A 13,568-nucleotide genomic window follows, 5' to 3' on the forward strand; every position below is an offset into this window, starting at 1 on the left:
GGCTCTTCTGGCCGGTAAGGAGGCCTTCACGGCGTTTACCAGCCCGAGGGGAGCGGGCGGCCCTCCGCGAAGCCGGCCGCCGACTGGACGCCCAGTACCGCGCGCTCGTGGAACTGCTCCAGGGTGCGCGCGCCCGCGTAGGTGCACGAGGACCGGACGCCGGAGCCGATCGAGTCCAGCAGGTCCTCGACGCTCGGGCGCGCCGGGTCGAGGGACATCCGCGACGACGAGATGCCCTCCTCGAACAGCGCCTTGCGTGCGCGGTCGAACGAGCCGTCCGTGCGGGTCCGCGCGCCCACCGCGCGCTTCGACGCCATGCCGAACGACTCCTTGTAGGGCCGGCCCTGCTCGTCGAACCGCAGGTCGCCGGGGGATTCGTAGGTGCCGGCGAACCACGAGCCGACCATCGCCGCGGACGCGCCCGCGGCCAGCGCCAGCGCGACGTCGCGCGGGTGGCGGACGCCGCCGTCGGCCCAGACGTGCTTGCCCAGCTCGCGCGCGGCGGCCGCGCACTCGGCGACGGCGGAGAACTGCGGGCGGCCGACGCCGGTCATCATCCGGGTCGTGCACATCGCGCCCGGCCCGACACCGACCTTGACGACGTCCGCTCCGGCCTGGATCAGGTCACGCGTGCCCTCGGCCGTGACGACGTTCCCGGCGACCACCGGGACCTGCGGCGACACCGACCGGACGGCCTTCAGCGCGGCGATCATCTTCTCCTGGTGGCCGTGCGCGGTGTCGACGACCAGCACGTCGACACCCGCCTCCAGCACGGCCGCGGCCTTCGCCGCGACGTCGCCGTTGACCCCGACGGCGGCCGCGACGCGCAGCCTGCCGCCGTCGTCGACCGCCGGGGTGTAGATGTCGGCGCGCAGCGCGCCGACCGCGGTCAGCACGCCCGCGAGCCGGCCGTCGGCGTCCAGGCCCAGCGCCAGGTGGGCGCCCTGGGCGTGCAGCAGCTCGAAGACGTGCCGCGGCGGCGTGTCCAGCGGGACGACGGCGGTCGGCGGCTGCGCGACGTCGGCGAGCCGCGCGAAGCGGTCGACGTTCGCGCACGCCGCTTCGGTCACGATGCCGGTCGGGCGGCCTTCGCCGTCGACGACCACGACGGCGCCGTGGGAGCGCTTGTGGACCAGGTTGAGGGCGTCGGCGACGGCGTCACCGCCGGTCAGCACCAGGGGCGTGTCCCAGACGGTGTGGCGGCTCTTGACCCAGCCGACGATGTCGGCGACGGCCGCGCTGTCGACGTCCTGGGGCAGCACCACCAGCCCGCCGCGGCGGGCGACGGTCTCGGCCATCCGGCGGCCGGCGACGGCGGTCATGTTCGCCACGACGATCGGGATGGTGGCGCCGGTGCCGTCCGCGGTGGACAGGTCGACGTCGAAGCGGGACTCCACGTCCGAACGGTTCGGCAACAGGAACACGTCGTCGTAGGTCAGGTCGTGGGCGGGCCGGTGGCCGTCGAGGAAACGCACGAGTCCCCAGGCTACGTGGCTCGGCGGGAGACGGCGAACGCGGCCGGGTGCGTGGGAGGATCGGGGCATGAGCCGCCGCGACCGGGACGCCGAGGGGCGAGCACGCAACGCACGGCCGCGCGACGGCCTCGGCCGCCCGCTGCCGTACGGCGCCGACGGCGTCGAGCGGCAGCCGGAGGGCATCGTCCGGACCCCGGCGCAAACGCTTGCGGAAGCCCAGCACCTGCTCGACGACGGCAAGCCGTTCCACGCGCACGAGGTCTTCGAGGACGCCTGGAAGACCTCGGACGGCCCGGACCGCGAGCTGTGGCGCGGCCTCGCGCAACTGGCGGTCGGCCTGACACACGCGGCACGCGGCAACACGTCCGGAGCGGCATCGCTGCTGGAGCGCGGCGCGGCGAACATCGAGCCGTTCCGGAGCGAACCACCGCACGGGATCGACGTCGCGGGGCTGCAGCAGTGGGCGCGGGACCTGGTGGCAGAGGCGAAGCAGCGGGTCCGGGTGGAGCCCGTCCCGCCGCGGCTGACGTGCTGACCGCCCTGGGAGCCACGCGCTCGGCCACCTCGTCGCCCGGAAGCACACTTCCTGAGGCGGCACTTTCACGTGAAAGTGCCGCCGCTTCTCAGGGCTGTTCCCAGCCGCTCGAAGCGGACTTCTCCGCGCCGAGCTTCGTGCCCTCGCCGTGGCCCGTGTGGACCTTGGTGGCGTCCGGGAGGGTGAACAGCTTCTCGCGGATGGACTTCACGATGGTCGGGTAGTCCGAATAGGACCGTCCGGTGGCTCCCGGGCCGCCGTGGAACAGGGTGTCGCCGGTGAACAGGACGCCCAGCTCTTCGGCGTACAGGCAGACCGCGCCCGGTGCGTGGCCCGGCGTGTGGATGACGCGCAGGTCCGTGCCCGCGATGGTGATCGTCTGGCCGTCGGCGAGCTCGCCGTCCGGTGTGCGGTCCGGGTGCGTGAGGTCCCAGACGACCCGGTCCGCCGGGTGCAGCAGGATCGGCGCGCCGGTGGCTTCGGCGAGCGCCGGGGCGGCGTTGACGTGGTCGTTGTGCGCGTGCGTGCAGACGATCGCGACCAGTTTCCGGTCGCCGACGACGTTCTCGATCGCCTTCGCGTCGTGCGCGGCGTCGATCACGATCACCTCCGCGTCGTCGCCCACGATCCACACGTTGTTGTCGACGTCCCAGCTGCCTCCGTCGAGCTCGAAGACGCCGGAGGTCACCAGGTTCTGCACGATCGCGGTCATGCGGCAGACCCTAGTGGGCTGTCGCCGCGTCGATGGCATACCGGCGGTATCTACTTTCGGGTAAGGTTACCGCCGGTAAGTACGCTACGAGGGGAGCACGCGATGACCCACGACCTGCTGGCCGAGCCGCTCAAGCTGCGCTGCGGCGCCGTGCTGCCCAACCGGCTGGTCAAGTCGGCGCTCAGCGAGCAGCTCGGCGACCGGCGCAACGCCCCGACCCGCGAGCTGGCCGAGCTGTACCGGACCTGGGCCCGCGGCGGCGCCGGCGCGTTGATCACCGGCAACGTCATGGTCGACCCGAGCGCGCTGGGCGAGCCGCGCAACGTCGCGCTGAGCCCCGACCCCGACGTCTACCGGCCGTGGGCGCGGTCGGTCGAGGGCACCGGCACGCAGCTCTGGGTGCAGCTGAATCACCCGGGCCGGCAGAGCCCGCGCTACTTGTCACGGCAGCCGGTCGCGCCGTCCGCCGTGCCCTTCGGCGATCGAGGCGTGCGTACCGCCTTCGCCGCTCCGCGCGCCCTGACCGGCGAAGAGATCGAAGCGATCATCGAACGCTTCGGCGTCGCGGCCCGCACGTTCGTCGACGCGGGCTTCGCGGGCGTGCAGATCCACGGCGCGCACGGCTACCTCGTCTCCCAGTTCCTCTCGCCGCTGACCAACCGGCGGACCGACGCGTGGGGCGGTGACGCCGCCGGTCGACGGCGGTTCCTGCTCGAGGTCGTGCGGCGCGTGCGGGACGCCGTCGGGGACGACGTCCCGGTGTCGGTCAAGCTCAACAGCGCCGACTTCCAGCGCGGTGGCTTCACCGAGGACGAGTCGCTCGAGGTCGTCCACGCGCTCGGCGAAGCCGGGCTGGATCTGCTGGAAGTCTCCGGCGGCACGTACGAGAAGGCCGTGATGATGGGCTCGGGCCGGGCGAGCACTCAAGCGCGCGAAGCGTACTTCCTGGACTACGCGGCGAAGGCGCGCAACGTCTCCGACGTCGCGCTGATGGTCACCGGCGGTTTCACCACGCCCGGCGGGATGGCCGACGCGCTCGGCTCCGGCGAACTCGACGTCATCGGCCTCGGCCGGCCGCTCGTCGTCGACCCCGGGCTGCCCGCGCGGTTGCTGGCCGGCGAGGACGTCGAGGCGCAGCGGCGCTGCCCGAAGACCGGCATCCGGCTGGCCGACAGCCTGCTGGAGATCCAGTGGCACACCCGGCAGATGCACCGGATCGCGTCCGGGCGGCCGGTCGACCGGCGGGGTGCGGCGCTGACGCTCGTGCAGGCCGGGGTCACCGACGGGCTCAACGCGTTCCGCCGCGTCCGCGGCTAGCCGACTGGGCCTGGCTCAGACGACTTCGGGCTGCGGCTCGGCGGTCGCGGCCCGGTGGAGCGCGCGGCGGTGGAACGCCCGGTCGGCCAGGAACAACCCCGCCGCGAGCGCGGTGAAGAGGACCCCGATGACGACGCAGTTGAGCGTCACGCGGCCGTAGCCGAGCGCGTCCGCGTCGACGAACGGGTACGGGTAGAAGCCGGTGAACGCGCCGCGCACCAGCGTGAACGCGAGCCACGCCGCCGGGTAGATCAGCGACCACCACACAGTGGGCCAGGTCAGCGCGCCGCGCGGGCCGGCGAGGAGCCAGCCGAGCACGAACAGGATCGGCGTCACCTTGTGCAGCATGGTGTCGGCGAACAGCGAGAGCCCGTTCAGCTCGTACAGGCCGGAGAGGGCGACCTGGTAGACGACGCCGGTCACGATGATGCCGGCGAGCGCGTCGAGCCAGAACACGCGGAACGGCCCGGTGACGCGGGCGGCGCCCAGCGCGACCAGCAGCGAGGTCACGGCGACCAGCAGGTTCGAGTCGATCGTGAAGAAGCAGAACATGTTCGCGATCCGCGCGCCCGCGGTGCGGTACTGCCCGGTGGTGTCGCCCGCGGTGGCGATCACCTGGCTGACCAGGCCGGTCAGCGCGACCACGGCGATGACCGCGAACGAGACGCGCGTGAGCTTCGAGCCGTGCATCCTCGGAGGATACCGGCTGGTAACCGCCGGTGGATCCTTTGTGGACCACTCGATCGTGTCGTGCTCGGCTGCTGTCGTTGAACCCGAGCGCGCCCCGGGCGGTGTGCGTCCGGGGCGCGCCCGGTGGCTTACTTCAGCGCCTTGACCAGCGCGGGAACGAAGACCGATGCGTCGACCGTGCCCCAGCCGCTGGCGACGTCGAAGCCCTTCGCCGCGGTGAAGCCGGTGACGCCGTCCTGGCTGTTGTCGCCTTCGGTCACGTCGATGATGCCCGCCTTCGTGCCGGCCGGGCCCAGCTTCGTGTACAGCGCCGGGTTGATCTGGCCGAGCTTGCCGCCCTTGGCCTGCACGGCCAGTGCGAGCACGCCGGCGAACAGCGGCGCGGACTGCGACGTGCCGAACACGCCTTCCATGCTGATGTCCGGGAACGAGCGCATCTTGCTGCCGGTGATCTTCTTGACGCCGTCCTGCCAGTTCGGCCGCGCGTACGTCTTGGAGAGGCCGGCACCTTCGGAGAAGCCGTTGTCGGCGACGTTCACGACGTCATCCGGCTTGGTGCGGGCGCCGGTCGTGTCGAGGTGCAGCTGGGTGCCGCCGAGCGTCGTGACGCGCGGGTCGGACGCCGGCCAGCTCGCGACGCGGTACGGGTAGTTGCCCGGGCCGTAGAGGTAGCCGCCGGTCGGGCCGTCGTCACCGGAGGAGGCGACCATCGTGATGCCGGCCTTGCTCGCGCGCTCCAGCGCCGGGTCGAGCGTCTTGATCGAGTCGAACGACGGGAAGTTCTCCTCGGTCGTGCCGAAGCTCATCGAGATGACGTCGGTCAGCTTGTGCTCGGTCAGGTAGTCGACCGCGTGCATCATCTCGGGCAGGCCGGTGAAGCCCTGCGTCTCGGCGACCGGGGTGGCCGCGACGATGATCTTCGCGTTCGGCGCCAAGGCGTGCATCATCGTGACGTCGAGGTCGGTCTCGCCGCCCCAGCCCTGGCAGGTCGCGGTGTCGACGCCGGGGTCGGTGCACGCCGGCACCGGACCGGACGGCTGCAGGATCTCGACGTTCGCCGGCGGCAGGCCGTGGTTCTTCGAGTAGGTGTCGAGCACCTGCTTGACCTGGTCGTCGCCGAACGACACCAGCGTCGTGACGGTGCTGCCCGCGCCGGTGATGCCCTGGTTCCAGAGCTTCGTCGCGTTGTAGGCGGTGCTCTCCTTCGGCAACGTCGACATCGCGGCTTCCAGCTTCGCGACACGCTTCTGCACGGTGTCCGCGCCGACGAACGACTGCGCGGCCGCCGAGAAGTGGTGCTTCGACGGCTGGTGCCCGGCGTCCGGCGTGCTCGGCACGGGCGTCGCACCGGCGGGTGCGGCGAACGCGGTCACGAGCAGGGTCGTGCTCGCGAGCAAGCCGGCGGCAGCGCGCAGTCTCATGCTTTTCTCCCCTGGCTGAAGGAACTCCGTCAGCCACTCTGGTCAGGAAGGGGAGAAGGCAACATCGACTTTCGTCTTTCCTTTTAGGAGGAAAGCACCACCGACGCGCGAGATGTCGTTATCAAGACTTTCGTTGTCCGCCTCCTTCCGAGCGGTCGCCCTGCAACAGGCCGCGGACCGCGTCGATCGTGTCCGCGTCCCCGGCTTCCTTGTCCGGGCGGTAGCGGACCACCCGGGCGAAGCGCAGCGCGAGGCCGCCGGGGTAGCGCGTGCTGACCTGGGCGCTGTCCAGCTCGATCTCCACCACGACCTCCGGGCGGACGTACACCGTCCAGTCGTCGCGTTGGGTTTCGATCTCCTGGAACGTCGCCGTCTGCCAGGCGAGCAGCTCGTCGGTCATGCCCTTGAACGTCTTGCCCACCATGATCGGCGGGCCGCCGTCCGGGTCGCGGGCGCCCAGGTGCAGGTTCGACAGCTTGCCCGTGCGCCGGCCGTGACCCCACTCCGCCGCGAGCACCACGAGGTCGATCGTGTGCACCGGCTTGACCTTGAGCCACGCCCGCCCGCGCCGCCCGGCCGCGTACGGCGCCGCCAGGTCCTTGACCATCACGCCCTCGTGCCCGGCGTCCATCGCCGCCTCCAGCACCTCGGCGGCCCGCGCAACGCCCACCTCGCCGGGGATCACGTGCGCCCCGGCGACCTTGCGCAGCGCCGCGTTGCGCTCGGACAGCGGCGCGTCCAGCAGATCGACGCCGTCGAGGTGCAGGCAGTCGAAGAAGTACGGCCGCAGCAGCAGCGCCTTCACCTGCTCCTCGCGGGTGCTGCCGAACCGGCTCATCGTGTCCTGGAACGGCCGCGGCCGCCCGGCGTCGGTCAGGGCCAGCGTTTCGCCGTCGAGCACCACCGATTCGCACGGCAGCGCCCGCACCAGCTCGACCAGTTCCTGGACGCTGCCGGTGATCTCGCGCAACGTCCGCGTCCAGACGTGCACCTCGTCACCCTGGCGGTGCACCTGGATCCGCGCACCGTCCATTTTGTACTCGACGATCGCTACGGCGTGCTCGGTGACGGCCTCTTCCAGCGACTCCGCCGGCGACGCCAGCATCGGCCGGATCGGCGTGCCCAGCGTGAGCCGGAACTCCGCCAGCGCCGCCTGCCCGCCGGTCAGGGCCGCGACGCCGGTGGTCGGCAGCTTGCCGGAGAGCATGAACGCCCGCCGGACGTCCACGGCCGGAACGTCGGCCGCCGCCGCGACCGCGTCGACCATCACGCCTTCGAGCGCGCCCTGCCGCAGCTCGCCGGTGACCAGCCGGAACAGGAACTCCTGCTCGCCCTTAGTGAGCCGGACGAACAGCGCGCGCAGCACCTCCTGCCGCCGTGTCGACGAGCCGGTGCCCGCCGCCACGCCCGCGGCCTCGGTCAACGCCGTGTCGACCTCGGCGACCGTGATCGTGGGCTCGTCGGCCGGTGACGTGCCGAGCCCGGCCAGGGTGCGCCAGCCCGCACCCAGCCGGTCCTGCGCCGTCTGCCCGGTCAGGTACGCGATCACCACGGGCAGCTCCGCGACCTCGGCCGCGCGCAGCAGCGCGGCCAGGAGGGCGATCTTCGCCTTCCTGGACCTCGTCGCCGCCAGGTCGGCGGACGCCCGGACTATCTCGCTGAGCAACACCCGGACATCATGACCCCGACCACCGACAATTTCTCGTCGGCGGGACATCTGCCCTGGTCAAGGCCACTACGGACGGAAGTTCACCGGCCGGTCGGCGCTAGGGGCCTCGGCGATCCAGCTGGCCAGCAGGCCGAGCGCGCGGGCGGACTCCGAACCGGGTTCGGCGTGGTAGATCACCATGCCCTGGTCCGGGTCGTCGGGCAGGCGCAGCGTCTCGTAGCGCAGCCGCAGCTCGCCGACGACCGGGTTCCGCATGAGCTTCCAGCCCTGGGCCTTCTCCTGCACGTGGTGCTCGGCCCACAACGTGCGGAACCGCGCGCTGGCCAGGGAAAGCTCGCCGATCAGCTGAGCGAACCCCGGGTCGCCGGGGTGCCGGCCGCTCTCGGCGCGCAGGTTCGCGACCAGCTCGCGGCACACCGCGTCGTACTCGGGGTGCAGCTGCTTCGCGCGCTCGTCCAGGAAGAACAGCTTCGGCATGCTGCGCTCGTCGAGGTTGCCGAAGTCGAACGCGACCGCGCCGCCGAGCGCGTTCCACGCCAGCACGTCCAGGTAGCGGCCGAAGATGAACGCGGGTGCCTGGACGGCGTCCAGCATGAGCTGCAGCTCGGGCCGGACGCGCTGGGGCCCGAGCCGGTCGCGGCGCTTCGGCGCGGCGAGGTTGCGCAGGTAGGACTCCTCGTCCGGCCGCAGCCGCAACGCGTGGGCCAGCGCGTCGAGGATCGCGTCCGAGACGTTCTTCGCGCGGCCCTGCTCCAGCCGCGTGTAGTAGTCGACGCTGATGCCCGCGAGCTGCGCGATCTCCTCGCGTCGCAGCCCGGCAACGCGGCGCCGGGTGATCCCCTGCGGCAGGCCGACTTCCTCCGGTTCGAGGGCGGCGCGACGCGCCTTCAGGAAGGCGCCGAGCTCGGCTGCGTCACTCATGTCGACAAGTATCCCCCGGATCCCGACAGGTCAGCCTGGTACTGCCGGACCCAGGCAGGACGCGGCCTGGCTCGGCCCCGGAACCACCCGCAGGGTGAAGGCATGAAACGACGAATTCTGGGTGGCACGGGGATCTCGGTCAGCGAGTACGCGTTCGGCGCCATGATGCTCAGCCAGTGGGGCAACCCGGACCACGAAGAGGGCGTCCGGATGCTGCACACCGCGCTCGACGCGGGCGTGAACTTCTGGGACACCGCGGACATGTACTCGAACGGCGAGAACGAGCAGATCGTCGGGAAGGCGCTCAAGGGCCGTCGCGACGACGTCGTGCTGGCCACCAAGGGTTTCTTCCGGATGGGCGACGACCCGAACCAGGGCGGTCTTTCGCGGCGCTGGCTGACCCGCGCGCTGGAGGACAGCCTGCGGCGCCTCGACACCGACTACGTCGACCTCTACCAGGTCCACCGGCCGGACCCGGCGACCGACATCGAGGAGACGCTCTCGGTGCTCTCGGATTTCGTCCGGTCCGGGAAGGTGCGCGCGGTCGGGTCGTCCGACTTCCCGGCCGAGCAGATCGTGGAAGCCCAGTGGGTGGCGGAAAAGCGCGGCCTGGTGCGGTTCCGCGCCGAGCAGCCGCCGTACTCGATCTTCAACCGGGCGATCGAGGCCGCGGTGCTGCCGACGGCGCAGAAGTACGGCATGGGCGTGCTCACGTGGAGCCCGCTGGCCAGCGGCTGGCTGTCGGGCAAGTACCTGAAGCCGTCCGATGTGGACCTTTCCGAAGGCCGGCGGACGTTGCAGGCGCACAAGTTCGACCCGGCGCTGCCGGAGAACGCCGTCAAGTTCGAGGCGATCGCGCAGCTGAAGAAGATCGCCGACGACCTGGGCCGACCTATGACCCATCTGGCGACGGCGTTCGTCCGGGCGCACCCGGGCGTGACGTCGGCGATCATCGGCCCGCGCACGCCGGCCCAGCTCGACGACCTGCTGGCGGGCGCCGATCTGGAGCTGGACGGCGACGTGCTGGACCGGATCGATGAGATCGTCCCGCCGGGCACCGACCTGAACCCCGCGGAGAAGGACTACACCCCGCCGGCGCTGGCGGACAAGCTCCTGCGCCGGCGGTAGCCGCTCACTTGCCGCCGCGGGCCATGCGGAGCACGTCGAGGGCGTCGTCGAGCTGCGCTTCGGTGAGCTTGCCGTCCTTGACGTAGCCGCGTTCGATGACGACCTCGCGGATCGTCTTCAGCTCCTTCAAGGCCTGCTTCGCGACCGCGGCGGCTTCTTCGTAACCGATGTACTTGTTCAACGGCGTCACGATCGACGGCGAGCCCTCGGCGTACTGCCGGGTGCGTTCGACGTTCGCCGTGACGCCGTCGAACACCTTGTCCGCCAGCAGCCGCGAGACGGCGGCGAGCAGCCGGGCCGACTCGAGGACGTTGCGGGCGATCACCGGCAGGTTGACGTTGAGCTGGAAGTTGCCCGCGGCACCGGCGAAGGCGACGGCCGCGTCGTTGCCGATCACCTGCGCGACGACCTGCAGCGTCGCCTCCGGGAGCACCGGGTTCACCTTGCCCGGCATGATCGACGAGCCCGGCTGCAGGTCCGGCAGCGCCAGCTCGCCGAGGCCGGTGCGCGGGCCGGAACCCAGCCAGCGCAGGTCGTTCGCGATCTTGTTGAGCGACACGGCGAGCGTGCGCAGGTGCCCGGACGTCTCGACGACACTATCCTGCGTCGCCTGCGCCTCGAAGTGGTCGCGGGCCTCGGTCAGCGGCAGCCCGGTCACTTCGGCGAGCTCTGCGGCGACGGCTCCGCCAAAGCCATCGGGGGCGTTCAGCCCGGATCCGACGGCGGTGCCGCCGATCGGCAGCTCACCGAGGCGCGGCAGGCCGGACTTCAGCCGTTCGATGCCGTAGCGGACCTGCGACGCCCACGCGCCGGCCTCCTGGCCCAGCGTGATCGGCACCGCGTCCATCAGGTGCGTGCGGCCGGACTTCACGACGTCCGTCCACTCCGCGGCGCGCGTCTCGATGGCGCCGGCGAGGTGGTCGAGCGCCGGGATGACGTCCTTGAGCACGGCCTCGGTCGCGGCGACGTGGATCGTCGTCGGGAAGGTGTCGTTGGACGACTGCGACGCGTTGACGTGGTCGTTCGGGTGCACGTCCCGGCCGAGGGTTTTGCTCGCCAGGGTCGCGATGACCTCGTTGGCGTTCATGTTCGACGACGTCCCCGAGCCGGTCTGGAAGACGTCGATCGGGAAGTGCGCGTCGTGGGCGCCCTCGGCGACCTCGTCGGCGGCCTTGGCGATGGCGTCGGCGACATCGGCGTCGAGGACGCCGAGCTTGAGGTTGACGCGCGCGGCGGCCGCCTTGAGCAGGCCGAGCGCGCGGATCTGGGCACGCTCCAGGCCCCGGCCGGAGATGGGGAAGTTCTCGACGGCCCGCTGCGTCTGCGCACGGTAGAGCGCGTCGACCGGCACGCGGACCTCGCCCATCGTGTCGTGTTCGATCCGGTATTCCTGGTCAGCCATGACACCGATTCTGGACCTGTTGACGGGCCACCGCGTGGTGGCGTTGCGCACCCTGCGCCGGGGTTGTCCGCCTGCTGAGCGGCCGGAGGTCGCGCGCCGCGATGCCGCGGGTGTGCCCGGCCCCGGCAAGCGGCCCCCACCCTCCCGAGGGGGGCGTCCCCACGTCCAGTTTATCGGCGGGCGGTGACCAAACCGGCGTTCGTGACCGTGGGTGGCCGAGTTGTCCACATCCGAGGTGGCCTGTGGATGTCCCGCCCCGCGCGAACGGTCCGTTCGTGCCGAATCGGCTGTGAACCGCCCACTGGCGTCAGCGTGAGCGGTGCCGGGGTGGGGTCTGCAGGCGCATTCCGGTCGTTCGCGAGTGGTCGGTTCGCGCCGAGTGGGGCACGAGCGGGCCGTTCGCGCCGAGCGCGTGGGTGCGAGCGGGCCGTTCGCGCCGCGGGGCGAGACCACCCGCGGCCACCGCGTGGTGGCGTCGGCCACCTCCGGGCCTCCGCGAGGCTAGGATCGGGTGTGTTCTCGATCACCGCCATCCACCACTGGCTGGAGCGAGCATGACTGAAGCTTCTGGGGACTCCTACGACCTCGTGATCATCGGCGCGGGCCCGACCGGCCTCTTCGCCGCCTACTACGCCGGGTTTCGCGGGCTGTCGATGGCCATCGTCGACTCGCTGCCCGAGCCCGGCGGCCAGGTGACCGCGATGTACCCCGAGAAGATGATCTACGACGTCGGCGGGTTCGCCGCGGTCAAGGGGCGCGACCTCGTCGACGGCCTCGTGCAGCAGGCCGCGCCGTGGAAGCCGACCTACCTGCTGGGGCGCAAGGCCGAGAAGCTCGAGACGCTCGGAAACGGCGTCGAGCTCACCCTCGACGGCGGGGAGACCCTGCGCGCCGGCGCCGTGCTGATCACCGCGGGCATCGGCGAGTTCACCCCGCGGCCGCTGCCCGCCGGCGACGGCTGGCTCGGGCGCGGCATGGTCCACTTCGTGCCGGCGCTGCAGGCGCACGCCGGGCAGCACGTCGTGGTCGTCGGCGGTGGCGACTCGGCGTTCGACTGGGTGCTCGCGCTGCACCCCGTCGCGGCCAGCGTGACGCTCGTGCACCGCCGCGCGAAGTTCCGCGCCGCCGAGTCGATCGTCCGGCAGGCGCGGGAGCTCGGCACCCGGATCATCACCGACGCCGAGGTCACGGCGTTCGTCGAGGATGCGAGCGGTGCTCTCGAAGCCGTCGACGTCTCGGTCAAGGCGACCGGCGAAGAGCGGCTGCCGGCCAACTCCGTCGTCGCCGCGCTCGGGTTCACCGCCGACCTCGGGCCGATCGAGAGCTGGGGCCTGGAGATCGACCACCGCGCCATCGCCGTCGACTCGACGATGGCGACCCCGCGCGAACGCGTCTACGCGGCGGGCGACGTCGCCGCCTACCCGGGCAAGGTCAAGCTGATCGCGACCGGCTTCGGCGAGGCCGCGACGGCCGTCAACAACATCGCCGTCGCGCTCGACCCGGACGCGCACCTGTTCCCGGGCCACTCCAGCAACGCGGAGTAGGTCAGGCCTTCGTCTTCTCCGCGATCCACGGCGCGTAGGCGACCACGGACGTGTAGATCGACGGCGCCGTCGCGCACACCGGGTTGTCGTTGCCCGGGCGGCTCGTGACGCCGGCCAGCAGCCAGTGGTCGCCGTCGCGCACGACCTCCGGGCCGCCGGAGTCGCCGAAGCACGCGCCGGCCTTGCCGCCCGGGTTGTCCGTGCACAGCTCGGCCGTGCCGTCGAACACCGACGTGCACTTCGCGCCCTCGACGATGTGCGTGTCGAGCTGCTGGAGCGCCGTCGGGATCTGACCGCAGTTGACCTTCGGGCAGGTCTGGCCCCAGCCGAGGATGCGGGTCGCCGTCCCCGGTGACGCCGTCGTCGCGACCGCGATCGGCGCCGCCTTGACCGGCGTCGCGAGCCGCAGCAGCGCGATGTCGCCCGCCGGGTTCTGCGTGTCGAAGGCCGGGTTGACGATGACCTCGGCGGTCTGCGCGACCTCGCCGCCCTGCCCGGAGTCGTTCGAGCCCACCCGCGGCGTCACCGCGGCCGGGGCCTTGTCGAAGACGCAGTGCGCGGCCGTGACCACCCATGTCGGCGCGATCAGCGCGCCGGCGCAGAAGAGCTTCCCGGACGTCGAGTGCAGCGACACCGCGAACGGGTACGGCTGGTCGGCGACGCCGCCGCCGACGATGCCGGGTTCGGCCGCGGCGGTGCCCGGGACCAGGACGAACGCGAGGACCGTCAGCAGTGCCAGCAGTCGCCTGGTCAC

General features: G+C 71.8%; 12 protein-coding genes. 4 read left to right on the forward strand and 8 right to left on the reverse strand.

Annotated features, from left to right (window positions below; translation table 11 throughout):
* Window positions 1-35: 35 nt before the first annotated feature.
* The gene (locus tag OG570_RS18240) at window positions 36-1,475 is read right to left on the reverse strand and encodes a GuaB1 family IMP dehydrogenase-related protein (RefSeq protein ID WP_326957873.1); all 1,440 of its coding nucleotides are present in this window, start codon (window positions 1,473-1,475) and stop codon (window positions 36-38) included.
* A 67-nt stretch (window positions 1,476-1,542) separates the two neighbouring features.
* On the opposite strand from OG570_RS18240, the gene OG570_RS18245 reads away from it, so the two are divergent.
* Complete coding sequence (locus tag OG570_RS18245; RefSeq protein WP_326957875.1) at window positions 1,543-2,010, forward strand: DUF309 domain-containing protein; 468 nt, start codon at window positions 1,543-1,545, stop codon at window positions 2,008-2,010.
* Window positions 2,011-2,098: 88 nt separating this feature from the next.
* On the opposite strand, the gene OG570_RS18250 is transcribed toward OG570_RS18245, so the two are convergent.
* A complete protein-coding gene (locus OG570_RS18250; RefSeq protein ID WP_326957877.1) occupies window positions 2,099-2,722 on the reverse strand; it encodes an MBL fold metallo-hydrolase in 624 nt (207 codons plus the stop codon).
* A 102-nt stretch (window positions 2,723-2,824) separates the two neighbouring features.
* Here OG570_RS18250 and OG570_RS18255 point away from each other — a divergent pair, with 102 nt between their 5' ends.
* Window positions 2,825-4,039: an NADH:flavin oxidoreductase/NADH oxidase family protein gene (locus OG570_RS18255; protein WP_326957880.1), complete on the forward strand. Its 1,215-nt coding sequence runs from the start codon at window positions 2,825-2,827 to the stop codon at window positions 4,037-4,039.
* 15 nt (window positions 4,040-4,054) lie between these two features.
* On the opposite strand, the gene OG570_RS18260 is transcribed toward OG570_RS18255, so the two are convergent.
* The 4 genes from OG570_RS18260 to OG570_RS18275 form a co-directional block, all read right to left on the reverse strand.
* Window positions 4,055-4,729: a Pr6Pr family membrane protein gene (locus OG570_RS18260; RefSeq protein ID WP_326957882.1), complete on the reverse strand. Its 675-nt coding sequence runs from the start codon at window positions 4,727-4,729 to the stop codon at window positions 4,055-4,057.
* A gap of 128 nt (window positions 4,730-4,857) precedes the next feature.
* Complete coding sequence (locus tag OG570_RS18265; protein WP_326944338.1) at window positions 4,858-6,150, reverse strand: S53 family peptidase; 1,293 nt, start codon at window positions 6,148-6,150, stop codon at window positions 4,858-4,860.
* 121 nt (window positions 6,151-6,271) lie between these two features.
* Window positions 6,272-7,819 carry an ATP-dependent DNA ligase gene (locus OG570_RS18270; RefSeq protein WP_326957885.1) on the reverse strand — a complete coding sequence of 516 codons (1,548 nt, stop codon included), beginning with the start codon at window positions 7,817-7,819 and terminating at the stop codon, window positions 6,272-6,274.
* Window positions 7,820-7,885: 66 nt separating this feature from the next.
* Window positions 7,886-8,740, reverse strand: coding sequence for a helix-turn-helix domain-containing protein (locus tag OG570_RS18275; protein WP_326957887.1), 855 nt, complete (start codon window positions 8,738-8,740; stop codon window positions 7,886-7,888).
* Between the two features lie 102 nt (window positions 8,741-8,842).
* Between OG570_RS18275 and OG570_RS18280 the strand changes: the two genes are divergently transcribed.
* Entirely contained in the window at window positions 8,843-9,868 is a 1,026-nt protein-coding gene (locus OG570_RS18280) for an aldo/keto reductase (RefSeq protein ID WP_326957889.1), read from the forward strand.
* A 4-nt stretch (window positions 9,869-9,872) separates the two neighbouring features.
* Here OG570_RS18280 and OG570_RS18285 read toward each other — a convergent pair whose 3' ends face one another.
* Window positions 9,873-11,270 carry a class II fumarate hydratase gene (locus OG570_RS18285; RefSeq protein ID WP_326957891.1) on the reverse strand — a complete coding sequence of 466 codons (1,398 nt, stop codon included), beginning with the start codon at window positions 11,268-11,270 and terminating at the stop codon, window positions 9,873-9,875.
* Window positions 11,271-11,824: 554 nt separating this feature from the next.
* Between OG570_RS18285 and OG570_RS18290 the strand changes: the two genes are divergently transcribed.
* Complete coding sequence (locus OG570_RS18290) at window positions 11,825-12,814, forward strand: NAD(P)/FAD-dependent oxidoreductase (protein WP_326944333.1); 990 nt, start codon at window positions 11,825-11,827, stop codon at window positions 12,812-12,814.
* A gap of 1 nt (window position 12,815) precedes the next feature.
* Here OG570_RS18290 and OG570_RS18295 read toward each other — a convergent pair whose 3' ends face one another.
* Window positions 12,816-13,568, reverse strand: a complete 753-nt coding sequence (locus OG570_RS18295; protein WP_247057618.1) for a S1 family peptidase — start codon at window positions 13,566-13,568, stop codon at window positions 12,816-12,818.

The organism is Amycolatopsis sp. NBC_01286, assembly GCF_035982555.1.
Classification (GTDB): Bacteria; Actinomycetota; Actinomycetes; order Mycobacteriales; family Pseudonocardiaceae; genus Amycolatopsis.